This is a genomic window from Actinomadura harenae (genome assembly GCF_003696215.1).
GTDB classification, from domain to species: domain Bacteria; phylum Actinomycetota; class Actinomycetes; order Streptosporangiales; family Streptosporangiaceae; genus Spirillospora; species Spirillospora harenae.
Window position 1 is genome coordinate 26941 of record NZ_RFFG01000071.1, and the last position, 14071, is coordinate 41011.

A 14071-nucleotide genomic window follows, 5' to 3' on the forward strand; every position below is an offset into this window, starting at 1 on the left:
GTGCGGACGGAAGGGGACGGGGCCGTGCTGCGAGTGGAACTGCTGACGGTCGGGGACGAGCTGCTGCTCGGCGACACCATCAACGGCAACGCGGCCTGGCTGGGCCGCAGGCTCGCCGAGCGGGGCGTGGAGGTCACGCGCGGCGTCGTCGTGGGCGACGGGCTGGACGAGATCATCCAGGCCGTCGGCGAGGCTCTGGGGCGCGCCGACGCGGTGATCACGACCGGGGGGCTCGGGCCGACGTCCGACGACCTGACCCGGGACGCGCTGGCGGCGGCGGCCGGGGTCGCGCTCGTCCGCGATCCGGAGCTGGAGCGGCGGCTGCGCGAGCGGGTCGCCGCGGCCGGGCGCACGCTGCAGCCGATGGCGCTGCGCATGGCGGACGTCCCGGAGGGCGCCCGCGTTCTGGCGAACTCGGCGGGGAGCGCGCCGGGCCTGCGGGTGGAACTGCCCGATGGTCCCGTGTACGCGCTGCCCGGCGTCCCGTTCGAGATGCGCACGATCATGGACGAGGTCGTCCTGCCGGAGCTGGCCGAGCGCGCGGGACTGCCCGCGGTGGCGCGCCGCACGCTGCGCACGGCCGGTCTGTGGGAGTCGGTCGTCGCCGCGCGGCTCGCCTCCGTCGAGGCCATGCCGGGGGTGACACTCGCGTATCTGCCCGACCGGTCAGAGGTGCGGGTGCGCGTCACGGCGGCGGGGGAGAAACCGTCCGAGCTGCTCGGTGAGGCCGAGGCGCAGGTGCGCGAGCTTCTCGGCGACGCGCTCTACGGCGCCGAGGACGAGACGCTCGACCGGGTCGTCCACCGGCTGCTGGCCGAGCGGGGCGCGACGGTCGCGACGGCCGAGTCGCTCACGGGCGGGCTGATCGGCGCGGAGCTGACCAAGATGCCCGGATCGTCCGCGACCTATCTGGGCGGCGTGGTCTCGTACGCGACCGAGCTCAAGCACCGGCTGCTCGGTGTGGACGAGGCCCTGCTCGCCAAGGAGGGGGCCGTCCATCCGGACGTGGCCCGGCAGATGGCCGAGGGGGTCCGGGACCGCCTCGGCGCCGTGTACGGCGTCGCGGTGACCGGTGTGGCCGGACCGGAACCTCAGGATGGCCGTCCGGTCGGAACGGTCTATGTGTCGGTGGCCGGACCCGGAAAAGCGTTCTGCGTCACCCGCCCGCGACTCCCCGTGCCCGGGACGGGGGAGGAGAGCCGGGCCGCGCTGCGCCGCATGACCGTGGTGCACGCCCTTGACCTGCTGCGTCGCGTCCTGCTCGGACTTGACGCGGAGCCCGGGGCCGAGGACGCTCAGAAAGATCGGGAAGAGTCGGGCTGATTACAGCGTTACGTTCCGAGCGAACACGAAATCGACGGTCTGCCACGGCCGCGCTCCGGGCGGGTACGGTGGAACCGGCAGATGGTCCGAACTGAGGGAGGGAGCGAGACGATGGTCCTGCTTCGCAGCCTGCTCGGTGACGTCCTGCGGGCGCTGCGGCTGCGCCAGGGGCGCACCCTCCGCGAGGTGTCGGCGGCGGCCCGGGTGTCGCTGGGCTACCTGTCCGAGGTGGAGCGAGGGCAGAAGGAGGCGTCCTCCGAGCTGCTGTCCTCGATCTGCAAGGCCCTGGGAGTGCCGCTCAGCCACGTTCTGCGCGAGGTGGCCGACCAGCTGGCGCTGGCCGAACTCCAGCACGAGCCGGTCATGGCCGGCCCGCCGCCGCAGCACGAGCGGATCACCACCGACACGGTGCCGGATTCGCCGGAGGAGATCGCGGGCGAGTTCCGGGCCGACATGGTGGCCGCCTGACGGTGGTCCGGAACGGCGACCGCCCCCGTGGTCGCCCCGCCGTGATCACCCGTGCCCGCCACGCTTCCGATCCCGGGATGTGCCACGGCTCACTCCCGGGAACGGCATGCCGGGGCGGGTCTCCGTGTTGTAACGATCATCGGATCGTGCCACACGGAAGGAGCTCAGGATGGCCGTGGTGAAGAGCCCCCTTTCCGAGACCGCGAGGACGGTCACCGGCGAGGCCCTGCAGGGCGCGCTGGTCGACCTGGTCGACCTCTCCCTGTACGCCAAGCAGGCGCACTGGAACCTGGTCGGGCCGCGCTTCAAGGTGGTGCACGAGCACCTGGACGAGATCGTCGACCTGGCCCGGCAGGCGCAGGACGACGTCGCCGAGCGCGCGGTCGCGATCGGCGTGAACCCGGACGGACGGTCCCGCACCGTCGCGGACCGCACCGAGATCCAGCAGCTCGAGCCCGGTGACCTTGCCGACGACAAGGTCGTCGCCGCCGTGGCCGACGCCCTGTTCGAGATCATCGGACGGTTCCGCGGCCGTATCGCGGCGACCGGCGAGCCCGACCCGGTCACCCAGGACCTCCTGATCGGCATCACCGCCGACCTCGAGAAGCAGCACTGGATGTTCCGGGCGCAGGCCTGACGTCTCGGAGAACCGAACCCCATCCCGGATGCCCGGGGTGGGGTTCTGTGTGTGCGGGGACGTCAGAGGGCCAGGGGCTGGTCGGGGCGGTCCAGCCAGATCTGCTGGCCGGACGGGGCGACGGTGAGGCCGAAACGGTCGCGGTCGGGGCGTCCCCAGGCGATCCAGTGCTGGTAGGCGGCCTCGACCTCGTCCCATAGGCGGCGGTCGCCGTACTGGTGGACGGGGTATTCGGCACGTCCCGGCAGGTATTCCACGGATGCCCACGCGGGGTCGTCGGCGCGGTTCTCGACGGCCCAGAAGCGGGACGAGCCGTCCACGGCGATCTCGACGTGGGCGCGGACGTCCGGGACGAGCGCGGCGATCGCGACCTCCGCGCCGGGGGACGCGCCGAGCAGGCCGCGCGGGTCGGTGCGGGTGGCGGACGCGATGGACCTCGGGTCGGTGACGCCCGTCCGGGGCGGCCCGAAGGGGCGGCGCTGGGAGCGGAGCATCATGAACCCGGCCGGGCCGGCGAGGCGTCCGAGGGCGGCGCCGTCCGCCGTGACGGCCAGGACGGCGAGGTGCCCGATGCCCCAGCCCGGCGACCAGGGCAGGACGATCACCCCGCCCGGCCGGGTCTGCGCGGCCCACGCGGGCGGCACCCGGTCGACGCCGCAGGTGACGTGGACGCGGTCGTAGGGAGCGCCGGACGCGTCGCCCGCAGCGCCGTCGCCCACGACGAGGCGGGGCGACAGGCTCAGCGAGGCGAGGTTGGCGGCGGCGCGGGCGGCGAGCGCCTCGTCGATCTCCACGGACGTCACCAGCCCCGGCCCGAGCCGCGCGGTGAGCAGGCCCGCCGTCCAGCCGGAGCCGGTGCCGATCTCCAGCACCCGGTGGTGGGCGAGCGGGCGCAGCAGTTCCAGGAACGCGCACACGACGCCGGGCGCCGAGCAGGACGACGTCCACGCCCCGGCGGGCTCGGCCGGGTCGCCCGCGCCCTCGTCCACCTGCGTCGCGATCGCGGTGTCGGCGTACACCGCGTCCCACCAGGCGGCGGGGTCGGCGTCGCGGTCGACGCGGAAGCCGGTGCCGCCGGGCCGGTCCGGGACCGCCCAGGCGGCCGGCGGGACGAACCGGTGCCGGGGCACGGCGTGCAGCGCCTCCCGCCAGCGCGGGTCGGTGAGCCTGCCGCGCGCGGTCAGCTCGTCCGCCAGCCGGTCGATCCTGGTGGTCACGTCCGGGTCGTCGGTGCCGTTCACCCTCCCACTGTGCGCAGCTCGCCGCGCGGAGATCAAGCCACGTATTCCCGCAGGTGGACGGCGGTGAGCGTGGTGCCGTGCGCGACGAGGTCGGCGGGCGTGCCGGTGAAGACGATCTCGCCGCCGTCCGATCCGGCGCCGGGGCCGAGGTCGATGATCCAGTCGGCGTGCGCCATGACGGCCTGGTGGTGCTCGATGACGACGACCGAGTTCCCGGCGTCGACGAGCCGGTCCAGGAGGGCGAGGAGCTGGTCGACGTCCGCGAGGTGGAGACCGCTGGTCGGCTCGTCGAGGACGTAGGTCGCGGCCTTCTCCGCCATGTGGACGGCGAGCTTGAGGCGCTGCCGCTCGCCGCCGGAGAGGGTGGTCAGCGGCTGGCCGAGGCTCAGGTAGCCGAGCCCGACGTCGCCGAGGTGGCCGAGGATCGCCTTGGCCTGTCCCTTGGTGAAGAAGCCGCGCGCCTCGTCCACGGACATGGCGAGGACCTCGCTGATGTTCCGCCCGTCGAGGGTGTACTCGAGCACTTCCGGAGTGAAGCGGCGACCCTCGCATACCTCGCAGACCGTGGCGACTCCGGCCATCATCGCCAGGTCGGTGTAGACGAGCCCGAGGCCCTTGCAGTTGGGGCACGCGCCCTCGGAGTTCGCCGAGAACAGGGCGGGCTTCACGCCGTTGGCCTTGGCGAACGCCGTCCGGATCGGGTCGAGCAGGCCGGTGTAGGTGGCCGGGTTGGAGCGCCGCGAGCCGCGGATCGGCGACTGGTCGACGGAGACGACGCCGTCGCGTCCGGCCAGGGAGCCGTGGATGAGCGAGCTCTTGCCGGACCCGGCGACGCCCGTCACGACGGTGAGGACGCCGAGCGGGACGTCCACGGCGACGTTCTTGAGGTTGTGTCGGGTCGCGTTCGTGATGGACGCGTGCCCGGTCGGCGTGCGGACGGTCTCGCGGAGCCGGGCGCGGTGGTCCAGGTGGCGTCCGGTGAGCGTGCCGGACGCGCGCAGCCCCGGGACGTCGCCGGTGAAGCAGATCCGGCCGCCCGCCGTGCCCGCGCCGGGGCCGAGGTCGACGACGTGGTCGGCGATCTCGATGGTCTCGGGCTTGTGCTCGACGACCAGGACGGTGTTGCCCTTGTCGCGCAGGCGCAGCAGCAGGTCGTTCATGCGGCGGATGTCGTGCGGGTGCAGTCCGACGGTCGGCTCGTCGAACACGTACGTCACGTCGGTGAGGCTCGAGCCGAGGTGCCGGACCATCTTGACGCGCTGGGCCTCGCCTCCGGAGAGGCTGCCGGACGCGCGGTCCAGGCTGAGGTAGCCGAGCCCGACCTCGACGAGCGACTCCAGCGTCTCGCGCAGCGTGACGAGCAGCGGCGCGACGGACGGCTCGTCCAGCTTGCGGACGAAGGTGGCGAGGTCGCTGATCTGCAGGGCCGAGCAGTCCGCGATGCTCACCCCGTCGATCTTCGAGGAGAGGGCCGCCGCGTTCAGCCGGGCGCCGCCGCAGTCCGGGCAGGCGGTGAAGGTGACGGCCCGCTCGACGAACGCGCGGATGTGCGGCTGCGCGGCCTCCTTGTCCTTGGCGAGGAAGAGCCGCCGGACCTTCACGAGCAGTCCCTCGTAGCTGGTGTTCAGCCCGCTGAGCTTGATCTTGGTGGCGGGCCTGTGGAGGAAGTCGTCCCACTGCTGCTCGGTGTAGTCGCGCAGCTTGACGTCGGGGTCGACGAAGCCGGACTGCGCGAAGTTCTTCCAGTACCAGGTGTCGACACCGAAGGTCGGGACGGTGATCGCGCCCTCGTTCAGCGACCTGTCGCGGTCGACGAGCTGGTCGATGTCGATGTCGGAGACCTTGCCGAGGCCCTCGCAGCGGGGGCACATGCCCTCGGCGGTGTTGAAGCTGAACGCGCTCGACGTCCCGACGTGCGGTTCGCCGAGGCGGCTGAACACGATCCGGAGCATCGCGGACGCGTCGGTGGCGGTGCCGACCGTGGAGCGGGCGTTCGCGCCCATGCGCTCCTGGTCCACGACGATCGCGGCGGACAGGTTGCGCAGGCCGTCCACGTCCGGGCGCGGGATGTTGGGCATGAACGACTGGACGAACGCGGTGTAGGTCTCGTTGATCAGGCGCTGGGACTCGGCCGCGATCGTGCCGAAGACCAGCGAGGACTTGCCTGAGCCGGAGACTCCGGTGAACACCGTGAGGCGGCGCTTGGGGAGGTCGAGGGAGACGTCCGCCAGGTTGTTCTCGCGCGCCCCGCGGACCTCGATGACGTCGTGGCTGTCGGCGGTGTGCCGGGTCATGGGCGTCCTCCCGTTGATATGCTTATGGCATAAAGAGATTTTCGATCAGCTTATGCCATAAGGAGTCCGGGTATGGCCGTGTTCGCGGGACAGGGTGACCCGCGCCGCTCGATGGAGCTGCTCTGGCGCGGGGCCTCGGGCCCGGCGCCGCGTCCGGGCGCGCCGGGCCCGAAGCCCGCGCTGTCGGTGGACGCCGTGGTCGACGCGGCGATCGAGGTCGCCGACGAGGTCGGCACGGCGGCGCTGTCGATGCGGCTGGTGGGGGAGCGGCTCGGCCGGACGGCCATGGCGCTCTACACGTACGTGCGGGGCAAGGCCGAACTGGTCGACCTCATGTACGACAAGGTCCTCGGCGAACTGCCCGCGTCCTTCCCGCAGGCCGGATGGCGGGACGCGCTGGGCGCGTGGGCCGAGGCCACGCGCGACTTCCACCTGCGGCATCCGTGGGTGTCGCAGGTGTCGCAGGCGCGTCCCGTCCTCGGGCCGAACGAGTACCGCGCGTACAACGCGCTGGCCGGCGTCCTGCGCCGGGCGGGGCTGCGGCCGGACGAGGCGCGCGCGATCGTGCCCGTTCTCGTCCGGTATGTGGAGGGCGCGGTGCGCGCGGTGAACGAGGCGCGCCAGGCGGCCCGCACGACCGGCGTCCCGGACGCGGAGTGGTGGAACGCCCGCGCGTCCGCGCTGGAGGAGATCGCGCCCGACTTCCTCGACGGCGTTCCGGACATGGCCTGGCTGGAGTCCCGCGACGGCCCGCCGCCCGAGCACGACGGGCCCTACCTGGAGATGCTGGTCGACGAGGGCTTCCACGAGGGCCTCGCCGTGATCCTGGACGGCGTCGAGGCGCGGCTCACGGCGCGGCTCGGGGCGCGGGGACCGGACGCGCCTCGCTAGGCCCCATCGCTTCTCAGGGCGCCGCCGCCTCTCAGGAAGACGCCGCTTCTCAGAGCGACGTCGTTCCTTCAGTACGACTCGGTCGCCTCCACGCAGGCGCGGACGAAGTCGCGCAGCACGGGGTCGGCGTCTCCGCGCGGCCAGACGACGGCGAGCTCGGCCTCCGGCGCGTCCTCGACGGGCCGGTAGACCACGCCCGGACGCCGGTACACGCGCGCCGTCATCTCCGCGACCATCGCGATCCCGCGGCCGGACTGGATGGCGAGGAAGTAGTCCTCGGAGTTGTGCACCTCCACGCCGATCCGCGGCAGCGTCCCGAGGCCGTCCAGAGCCAGCCAGTGCTCACGCAGCGGCCCGGACGACGAGGGCAGCGCCACGAACGTCTCGTCCCGCAGGTCGGCCAGGCGGACGGACGCGCGCCCGGCGAGCCGGTGCCCCTCCGGCAGCACGACGCAGCGCCCCTCGCGGACGATGACCACGTGGTCCAGCAGGTTCGCGCCCGGGACCGGGAGGCGTAGCAGCGCGGCGCGGTCGCGTCCGGACAGCACGGTGCCCGCCGGATCGTCCCAGTCGTTCAGCCGCAGCTCGATCCGCAGGTCGGGGCGGAGCGCGGCGAACCGCTCGGTGACGTCGCGCAGCAGCGCCGGGGAGACCGCGGAGTGGTAGCCGACCTGGAGCATCCGGGCGGCGGCGTCGCGGTCGGCGCGCGCCTGCCGCTCCCAGTCGTCCAGGGCCTCGACGGCGGTGCGGGCGACGGGCAGCAGCGAGCGGCCGGCTTCGGTCAGCGCCACCGAGTGGCGGCTGCGGACGAACAGCGCGGTGCCGAGCTCCTCCTCCAGCCGCCGGACGGCCTTGGAAAGCGCAGGCTGCGCCACGTACAACCGTTCCGCCGCGCGGGTGAAATGCAGTTCCTCCGCCACGGCGACGAAGTACCGTAGCGAGCGCGTCGAAACGTCCATGCCATAACGGTAATGCCGATCGGGCATCACCAAGGGTCTTGGCGAGGGACCCCCTTCCGGGCGGAACATCCCGGTATGAACACCTGGAAGGGCCTGGCCGCAGTCGTCCTCAGCATCGTCGCCGCGATGACACCCGTGTTCGGGGTCGCGGCGCTCGCCACCCCCGTCGAGCATGGGCTGCCGGTCTCCGGGACCGTGTTCGGCCTCATCCTGAGCGGATTCTTCGCCGTGAGCGCGCTCGGCGCCCCGCTCGCGCGCCGGGTCACCGCCACGCTGTCGGTTCCGGTCGTGCTCACCCTGATCAACGTCCTCGCCACCGTCGGGCTCGTCCTCGCGGCGCTGGCGCCGAACGCGGCCGTGCTCGGCGTGGCGCTGGCCCTCGCGGGCGCGGGCAACGCGCTCACCCAGCCGGTCGCGGGCCGGTTCATCGCGGCCCGCGTCCCGGCGCACCGGCTGTCGCTGGCGTCCGGGCTGGTCAGCGCGGCACTCGGCGTGAGCCCCCTGCTGCCCGGCCTGCTCGCGGGCCTGGTCGCCGGGCCGCACGGCTGGCGTGCCGCCCTCTGGGCCGCGCTGGTCTGCCCGGTGATCGGCTTCGCCGTGACGCCGCTGGCGCGCGGCCCCGTGACCGAGACCGTCTCCGCGCCGTCCGCGGGGAAGTCCGCGTCCGCCGGTAAGCCCGCCGCGGTGCCGCTCGCCGGGATCGGCGCGGTGCTCGTGCTCTGGACGCTCGCCGCGGCGCTCGCCACGATCGGCTCCAACGCCATGGCCTCGTACTTCATCCAGATCGGGACGCACTCGGGCATGTCCACCGGCCTCGCCGGGATCATGCAGTCGGTCGCCGGACTGCTCGCCGTCGCCGTCCGGCTCGTCGCGGGCATGGCCGCCGACCGGGCGCCGCGCCGCAACCCGGCGATCGTCGCGGGCATGATGCTCGCCGGGGGGATCGGCCTGCTGATCACCTCCGCCGGGAACCCGGTGTGCTTCGTCCTCGGCGCGGTGCTGACCGTCGCGGGCGGCTGGGGCTGGACGGGCCTGCTGTTCGCCGCCGTCCTGCGGGTGCTGCCGGGGGACGGGGCCCGCGCGGGCGGTCAGGTCCAGCTCGGCCTGTTCACCGGCGCGGCGATCGCCCCCTTCGCCTTCGGCGCGGTGTCCGGCCCGCTCGGCCTCGCGTCCACGCTGCTGATCGCGGCGGTCGTCGTGGGCCTCGGCGCGGTCGCCATGGTCGCCGGGACGGCGCTGCTCTCCCGCGTCGAGAACCCCTCCGCCGCGAAGGGCGAGGCCGCCGCCACGGTGTAGGCGCGCCGCGAGGACGGCGCCAGGCGCTCAGGGCCCGGGCTGGCAGCGGGGACACCAGAAGGTGACCCGCTCGCCGGCGACCGGGCCCTGATCCGCGCGCCGGACCGGGGTGCCGCAGCGCAGGCACGGACGCCCCGCCCGGCCGTACACCCAGTTGCGCCGGCCGGGCCGGAGGTCGCCGGTCGTGACGTGGCCGTGCCGCAGCCTGTTGGCCATGAGCAGCCGCCGGGCCAGGCCGACCATCCCGTCCGGATCGCGGACGGCGCCGACGGGCGTCCACGGATGGACGCCGCGCAGGAACAGGACCTCGGACTTGTAGACGTTGCCGATCCCCGCCAGCAGGATCTGGTCGAGAAGGGCCTCGCCGACGGCGCGTCCGGGTGCGCGGGTGAGGCGGCGGACGGCCTCGGCGGCGTCCCAGTCCGGGCCCAGGAGGTCGGGGCCGAGGCCACCGACCGCCCGGTCCTCCTCGCCCGTGGGGAGGACCTCGACCGTGCCGAGCGAGTAGCCCGCCGCCATCCACTCGGCGTTCGCCAGCACCAGCCGCACCCTGGGGTCGCGCGGCGGCGCCCCGGCCGGGCGGATCCGCCACTCGCCGTCCATCTTCAGGTGCGTGTGGACGGTCAGCCCGCCCTCGACCCTGGTCAGCAGGTGCTTCCCGCGCGGGACCACGTCGTCGACGGCGCGTCCGCGCAGGTCGAGCGTGGCGTACCGGGGGACGCGGAAGTCCGAGAGCGTGAGAGGCCGCCCGGCGAGCGCGTCGCGCAGTCGCCGGGCGGCCAGGAAGATCGTGTCGCCCTCGGGCATGGCTAGATCAGGGAGGGGCTCTCCCAGGCGGCCGGGTCCTCGGTGAGCTTGCGGACGTCCTCGGGCAGGTCGCCGGACGCGATGTGCGCCAGCGTCACCTGCTCCAGGATCGCCCGCTCACTGGCGCGCAGCGCGATCCAGACGTCCTGGAGGGACGCGGCGGGACCCTCGTACCCGACGTGCTCGGGACGCTCGCCCCGGACGCCGAGCAGCGGCCCGTCGATGGCGCGGATCAGGTCGGCCAGGGCGATCTGGTCGGCGGGACGCGCCAGCCAGTAGCCGCCCTCCGGCCCGCGCTGGCTGCGCACCAGGCCCGACCTGCGCAGCTGGCCGAGGATGTTCTCGAGGAACTTGGGAGGGATCTGCTGCGCCTCGGCGAGCTGGACGGCGGTCACGGGGTGGCTCCCGGCCACCGCCAGCTCCGCGGCGGCTCGCAACGCGTAGTCGACCCGTGCGGACAATCGCATGAACGTATTATCCCTTGCCGATCGGACTGGTTGGGCTTTAGCCCCCCGTTCCGGCCGCTCCGGCAGGATCGGAGCCCCGGTAAAAACCCCTGGAAAGGGGAGAGGGCGGACGCCGGATCGCGGCGCCCGCCCCCGCCTCCCTCGCCGGGAGACACCGGCTCGGTTCGTGAGGCCGACCAGTTGGTGAGGCCGATCAGTGGGAGGCCGGTCAGCTGGTGAGGCCGAGGACCTCCGCGGCGGCGCGGCCGTTGGCCTGCGCCGCGCCGTAGGTCGCGACGTGGACCGCGCCCTCCGGCCGCCACACCGGCAGGCCCATGTCCACCAGCACCGCGTCCGGACGGGCCGCGAGCAGCGCGGACGCCAGCGCCCGCTGCCCGGCGTGCCGGTGCGCGTCCCGCAGGACCACGACCAGGCCGCGTCCGGTGGCACGTTCCAGCACGTCGCCCGCCTCGTCGAGGGTCCCCTCCGCGCGGACGGCGTCGGCCGCCCACGGGGACAGGCCCCACGGCGTCGGGCCGACCGCGATGTTGCCGTCCGAGGCCAGCTCCACCACCAGCGGCGCGGCCGGGAAGACGGGCAGGTCGCCGGTGATCCGCACGGCGCGGCGCGCCGCGTCCAGCCCGGCGGCGCGGTCGACCGGAACGGGAGCGCTCCCGTGCAGCCAGTCCTTCAGCGCGCCGGTGCGGGCCGCGGCGTCCGCGAGCCGCTCGACCGGCAGCCGCCCGGACGCGACCGCGCCCTCGATCGCCGCCAGCACGGCCAGCACCGTCCCGTGATGCTCGCGCGGGCCGAGGCAGAGCAGGTCGGCGCCCGCGAGCAGGGCCCGGACGGCCGCCTCCGGGATGCCGATCGCGCCGCTCGCGCCCTTCATGTCCAGCGCGTCCGTCACGATCACGCCCCGGTACCCCAGGTGCTCGCGGAGCAGCCCGGTGATCACGGCGGGCGAGAGGGTGGCCGGGACCCCGGCGGTGATCTTCGGCAGGTCGAGATGCGCCGTCATCACCGCCCGGGCCCCGGCCTCGATCGCCGCCCGGAACGGGACCAGCTCGCGCCGGTCCAGCAGCTCCAGGTCGGCGTCGACGACGGGCACGCCCAGGTGCGAGTCCTCCACGGTGGCCCCGTGACCGGGGAAGTGCTTGGCGCAGGCCGCGACCCCCGCCTCCTGGGTGCCCGCGACGGCGGCCGCCGCGTGCCGCGCCACCAGCTCCGGGTCGGCCCCGAACGAGCGGGTGCCGATCACCGGGTTGTCGGCGGCGGTGTTGACGTCCACCGACGGCGCGAAGTTGAGGTTCACGCCGACCGCGCCCAGCTCCGCGCCGAGCGACCGGTAGACGCGGCGGGTCAGCGCCACGTCGTCCACGGCGCCGAGCGCCGCGTTCCCCGGGTACGGGCTGGCCTCCTTGTGCCCGCCGAGGCGGGTGACGTCGCCGCCCTCCTCGTCGATGGTCACCAGGGGCGTTCCGGCCTCCCGCATCCGCGCCGTCAGCGCGGCCAGTTCGGCGGTGCCCGGGACGTTCCCGTTCAGCGCGAACAGGGTCACGCCGCCGAGGCCGCGCTCCAGTTCGTCCAGCACCCAGCCGGGCGCCGTCGCGCCGTCGAAGGACGGCAGCAGGGCGCTCCGGGCGAGCCGTCCGACCTCGTCGTTTCCGATCCGCTGGCTCATCCCTTGACTGCCCCCGCTACCAGGCCGGACACCATCCGGCGTTGCACGATCAGGAAGAAGACCATCACCGGGATGGTGAACAGGGTGGAGGACGCCATGATCGAGCCCCACTCCACCTGCGTCCGGCCGAAGCTGTAGGACAGCGTCAGCGGCAGCATGTACTTGTCCTGGTCCTTCAGGAACGCGAAGGCGATGACGAACTCGTTCCACGCGTTCACGAAGGAGAAGATGCTGGTCGCGACCAGGCCCGGCGCGACCAGCGGGAAGGTGATCCGCCAGAAGGTCGTGGCCTTGGACGCGCCGTCGATGGACGCGGCGTCCTCCAGGTCCTTCGGGACGGCCGCGACGAACCCGCGCAGCATCAGCACCGAGAACGCCAGCATCGACCCGACGTACACGATGATCACGCCGCCCAGGCTGTTCAGCAGGTGCAGCCGCTGCGCGTTGAGCATCAGCGGCAGCATCAGCGCCTCGAGCGGCACCATCTGCACGATGATCAGCATCAGCAGGAACGCCGTCCGGCCCCGGAACCGGGTCCGGGCGACCGCGTAGGCGGCCAGGATCGAGACGACGCTTCCCACCACGACGGTGACGATCGCGACGATCAGGCTGTTCAGGAAGAAGTGGAACAGCCCGTAGTCCAGGCCCTGGCCGTTGATCACGGCCTTGAAGTGGTGCAGCGTCCAGTGGATCGGCACCGGCAGCGGCGTCTCGGAGTTGATGTCCTCGTCGGTCTTGAACGCCGACGACACCATCCAGAAGACCGGGAAGACGGCGAACAGGAAGACCAGGATCCCGGCGGTGTTCAGGGCGATGCGCGTGCCGCGCCCGCCCGTGCCCGGCGCGCTCACGCGACCTCCCCCTGCTTGATCATGACCCGCACGTAGAAGCCGGTGAACACCAGCAGGATGGCGGTGAGGACGAGCGCGATCGCGCCGCCCAGCCCGTACTTGGCCGGGAACGCCACGGCCTCGGAGTAGGCGTACATCGCGAGGTTGAAGGAGTCCCGGTTGGCGGTGCCGCCGGACAGGAAGTACAGCTGGGTGAACACCTTGAAGTCCCAGATGATCGACAGCACGGTGAGCACCAGGAACACCGGCTTCAGCAGCGGGAAGGTGATCTGCCAGAACGTCGTCCAGGCGGACGAGCCGTCCACCCGCGCCGCCTCGTACAGCTCGCTGGGCACGCTCTTCAGCCCGGCGAGGACGGACACCGCGATGAACGGGAACGACTGCCAGACGACGCAGAGGACCAGCACCACGTAGGTGGTCAGCGGCTCGGAGAACCAGTTGTAGTCGTCCCAGCCGCCGCCGACGAGCCAGTCGGGCAGCAGGTCCAGGAGCCATGGGACCAGGCCGCCGCCGGGCGTGAACAGCCACTTGTAGACGATCGCGGACGAGATCGCCGGGGTCGCCCACGCGAGCAGCGCGCCGGACGACACCAGCAGCGACATCCGCTTGCCGAGCCGGTTCAGGAGAAGCCCGACCAGGGTGCCGACGATCATCGTGAAGACGACCATCGCGGCGGCGGACAGCACCGTGTTGACGAAGACCTTCCAGAAGAAGTCGTCGTTCAGGACGGTGTCGAAGTTCTTGAACCCGACGTTCTTGGCCGGGTCGAGACCGCGGACCTCGCGGGTGCCGATCTTGTGGAACGACATCCAGACGAGCTGGCCGATCGGGTAGAGGATGAGCACCGCGATGGTCGCGACGGTGGGCGCGATCAGCAGGTACGGGCCCGGCCGGAACCGGACGGGGCGGCGGCGCGGCGGGCTCGAGGCGCCGGGCCTGCCGGAGCGCTCGGCCCGGCCGGGAGCGCGCGGAGCCGCCGTGTTCGCCTTGGAGGCGGTGTTCGCCATGGGGCTGGCCTATCCCTCGGGGACTCTCTGGAGGCCCCGGCCGGCGAGGCGTGTGCGGACGCCTCGCCGGCCGGGACGCTGTCGGCGGGCCGGGCAGCGGTCCCGGCCCGCCTGGCTGGTGCACCGGCGGGGGTGCGGCCGGAGCGGTCCCGGTCGGGGTCCGCGTC

13 protein-coding genes are annotated in these 14071 nt (G+C 73.3%); 5 read left to right on the forward strand and 8 right to left on the reverse strand.

All coding sequences use genetic code 11. The features are described 5' to 3' along the window. Positions 1–24: 24 nt before the first annotated feature. From EBO15_RS30305 to EBO15_RS30315, 3 genes are all read left to right on the forward strand, one after another. Positions 25–1323 (forward strand): CinA family nicotinamide mononucleotide deamidase-related protein, encoded by a 1299-nt coding sequence (locus EBO15_RS30305; protein WP_233616535.1) that lies wholly within the window; start codon positions 25–27, stop codon positions 1321–1323. 111 nt (positions 1324–1434) lie between these two features. Continuing rightward, a complete protein-coding gene (locus EBO15_RS30310) occupies positions 1435–1791 on the forward strand; it encodes a helix-turn-helix domain-containing protein (RefSeq protein ID WP_122197887.1) in 357 nt (118 codons plus the stop codon). A 169-nt stretch (positions 1792–1960) separates the two neighbouring features. Then, the gene (locus tag EBO15_RS30315) at positions 1961–2428 is read left to right on the forward strand and encodes a Dps family protein (protein ID WP_122197888.1); all 468 of its coding nucleotides are present in this window, start codon (positions 1961–1963) and stop codon (positions 2426–2428) included. A 62-nt stretch (positions 2429–2490) separates the two neighbouring features. Here EBO15_RS30315 and EBO15_RS30320 read toward each other — a convergent pair whose 3' ends face one another. Both EBO15_RS30320 and EBO15_RS30325 read right to left on the reverse strand, forming a co-directional pair. Beyond that, positions 2491–3669 carry a methyltransferase domain-containing protein gene (locus EBO15_RS30320; protein ID WP_233616536.1) on the reverse strand — a complete coding sequence of 393 codons (1179 nt, stop codon included), beginning with the start codon at positions 3667–3669 and terminating at the stop codon, positions 2491–2493. A 32-nt stretch (positions 3670–3701) separates the two neighbouring features. After that, positions 3702–5963, reverse strand: a complete 2262-nt coding sequence (locus EBO15_RS30325; RefSeq protein ID WP_122197889.1) for an ATP-binding cassette domain-containing protein — start codon at positions 5961–5963, stop codon at positions 3702–3704. 72 nt (positions 5964–6035) lie between these two features. Here EBO15_RS30325 and EBO15_RS30330 point away from each other — a divergent pair, with 72 nt between their 5' ends. Next, a complete protein-coding gene (locus EBO15_RS30330) occupies positions 6036–6854 on the forward strand; it encodes a TetR/AcrR family transcriptional regulator (RefSeq protein WP_122197890.1) in 819 nt (272 codons plus the stop codon). 68 nt (positions 6855–6922) lie between these two features. Here EBO15_RS30330 and EBO15_RS30335 read toward each other — a convergent pair whose 3' ends face one another. Further along, complete coding sequence (locus EBO15_RS30335; protein ID WP_158628394.1) at positions 6923–7813, reverse strand: LysR family transcriptional regulator; 891 nt, start codon at positions 7811–7813, stop codon at positions 6923–6925. 75 nt (positions 7814–7888) lie between these two features. On the opposite strand from EBO15_RS30335, the gene EBO15_RS30340 reads away from it, so the two are divergent. After that, the gene (locus tag EBO15_RS30340; protein WP_158628395.1) at positions 7889–9109 is read left to right on the forward strand and encodes an MFS transporter; all 1221 of its coding nucleotides are present in this window, start codon (positions 7889–7891) and stop codon (positions 9107–9109) included. Between the two features lie 27 nt (positions 9110–9136). Here the strand turns inward: EBO15_RS30340 and EBO15_RS30345 are convergent, their stop codons facing one another. From EBO15_RS30345 to EBO15_RS30365, 5 genes are all read right to left on the reverse strand, one after another. Next, positions 9137–9916, reverse strand: a complete 780-nt coding sequence (locus tag EBO15_RS30345; RefSeq protein ID WP_122197893.1) for an Fpg/Nei family DNA glycosylase — start codon at positions 9914–9916, stop codon at positions 9137–9139. Between the two features lie 2 nt (positions 9917–9918). Next, entirely contained in the window at positions 9919–10383 is a 465-nt protein-coding gene (locus EBO15_RS30350) for an RrF2 family transcriptional regulator (protein WP_122197894.1), read from the reverse strand. 208 nt (positions 10384–10591) lie between these two features. Continuing rightward, complete coding sequence (locus tag EBO15_RS30355; protein ID WP_122197895.1) at positions 10592–12046, reverse strand: glycoside hydrolase family 3 protein; 1455 nt, start codon at positions 12044–12046, stop codon at positions 10592–10594. Beyond that, positions 12043–12897 (reverse strand): carbohydrate ABC transporter permease, encoded by an 855-nt coding sequence (locus tag EBO15_RS30360; RefSeq protein ID WP_233616537.1) that lies wholly within the window; start codon positions 12895–12897, stop codon positions 12043–12045. The genes EBO15_RS30355 and EBO15_RS30360 overlap by 4 nt, the downstream gene beginning before the upstream one ends. Continuing rightward, the gene (locus EBO15_RS30365; protein ID WP_122197896.1) at positions 12894–13904 is read right to left on the reverse strand and encodes a carbohydrate ABC transporter permease; all 1011 of its coding nucleotides are present in this window, start codon (positions 13902–13904) and stop codon (positions 12894–12896) included. Before EBO15_RS30365 ends, EBO15_RS30360 begins: the two co-directional genes overlap by 4 nt. Positions 13905–14071 lie beyond the last annotated feature (167 nt).

Coding starts and splice junctions, on each gene's coding strand:
- EBO15_RS30315 (WP_122197888.1), top strand. CDS start 1,961: ATGGCCGTGGTGAAGAGCCCCCTTTCCGAGACCGCGAGGACGGTCACC.
- EBO15_RS30350 (WP_122197894.1), bottom strand. CDS start 10,383: ATGCGATTGTCCGCACGGGTCGACTACGCGTTGCGAGCCGCCGCGGAG.
- EBO15_RS30335 (WP_158628394.1), bottom strand. CDS start 7,813: ATGGACGTTTCGACGCGCTCGCTACGGTACTTCGTCGCCGTGGCGGAG.
- EBO15_RS30325 (WP_122197889.1), bottom strand. CDS start 5,963: ATGACCCGGCACACCGCCGACAGCCACGACGTCATCGAGGTCCGCGGG.
- EBO15_RS30340 (WP_158628395.1), top strand. CDS start 7,889: ATGAACACCTGGAAGGGCCTGGCCGCAGTCGTCCTCAGCATCGTCGCC.
- EBO15_RS30310 (WP_122197887.1), top strand. CDS start 1,435: ATGGTCCTGCTTCGCAGCCTGCTCGGTGACGTCCTGCGGGCGCTGCGG.
- EBO15_RS30355 (WP_122197895.1), bottom strand. CDS start 12,046: ATGAGCCAGCGGATCGGAAACGACGAGGTCGGACGGCTCGCCCGGAGC.
- EBO15_RS30345 (WP_122197893.1), bottom strand. CDS start 9,916: ATGCCCGAGGGCGACACGATCTTCCTGGCCGCCCGGCGACTGCGCGAC.
- EBO15_RS30330 (WP_122197890.1), top strand. CDS start 6,036: ATGGCCGTGTTCGCGGGACAGGGTGACCCGCGCCGCTCGATGGAGCTG.
- EBO15_RS30365 (WP_122197896.1), bottom strand. CDS start 13,904: ATGGCGAACACCGCCTCCAAGGCGAACACGGCGGCTCCGCGCGCTCCC.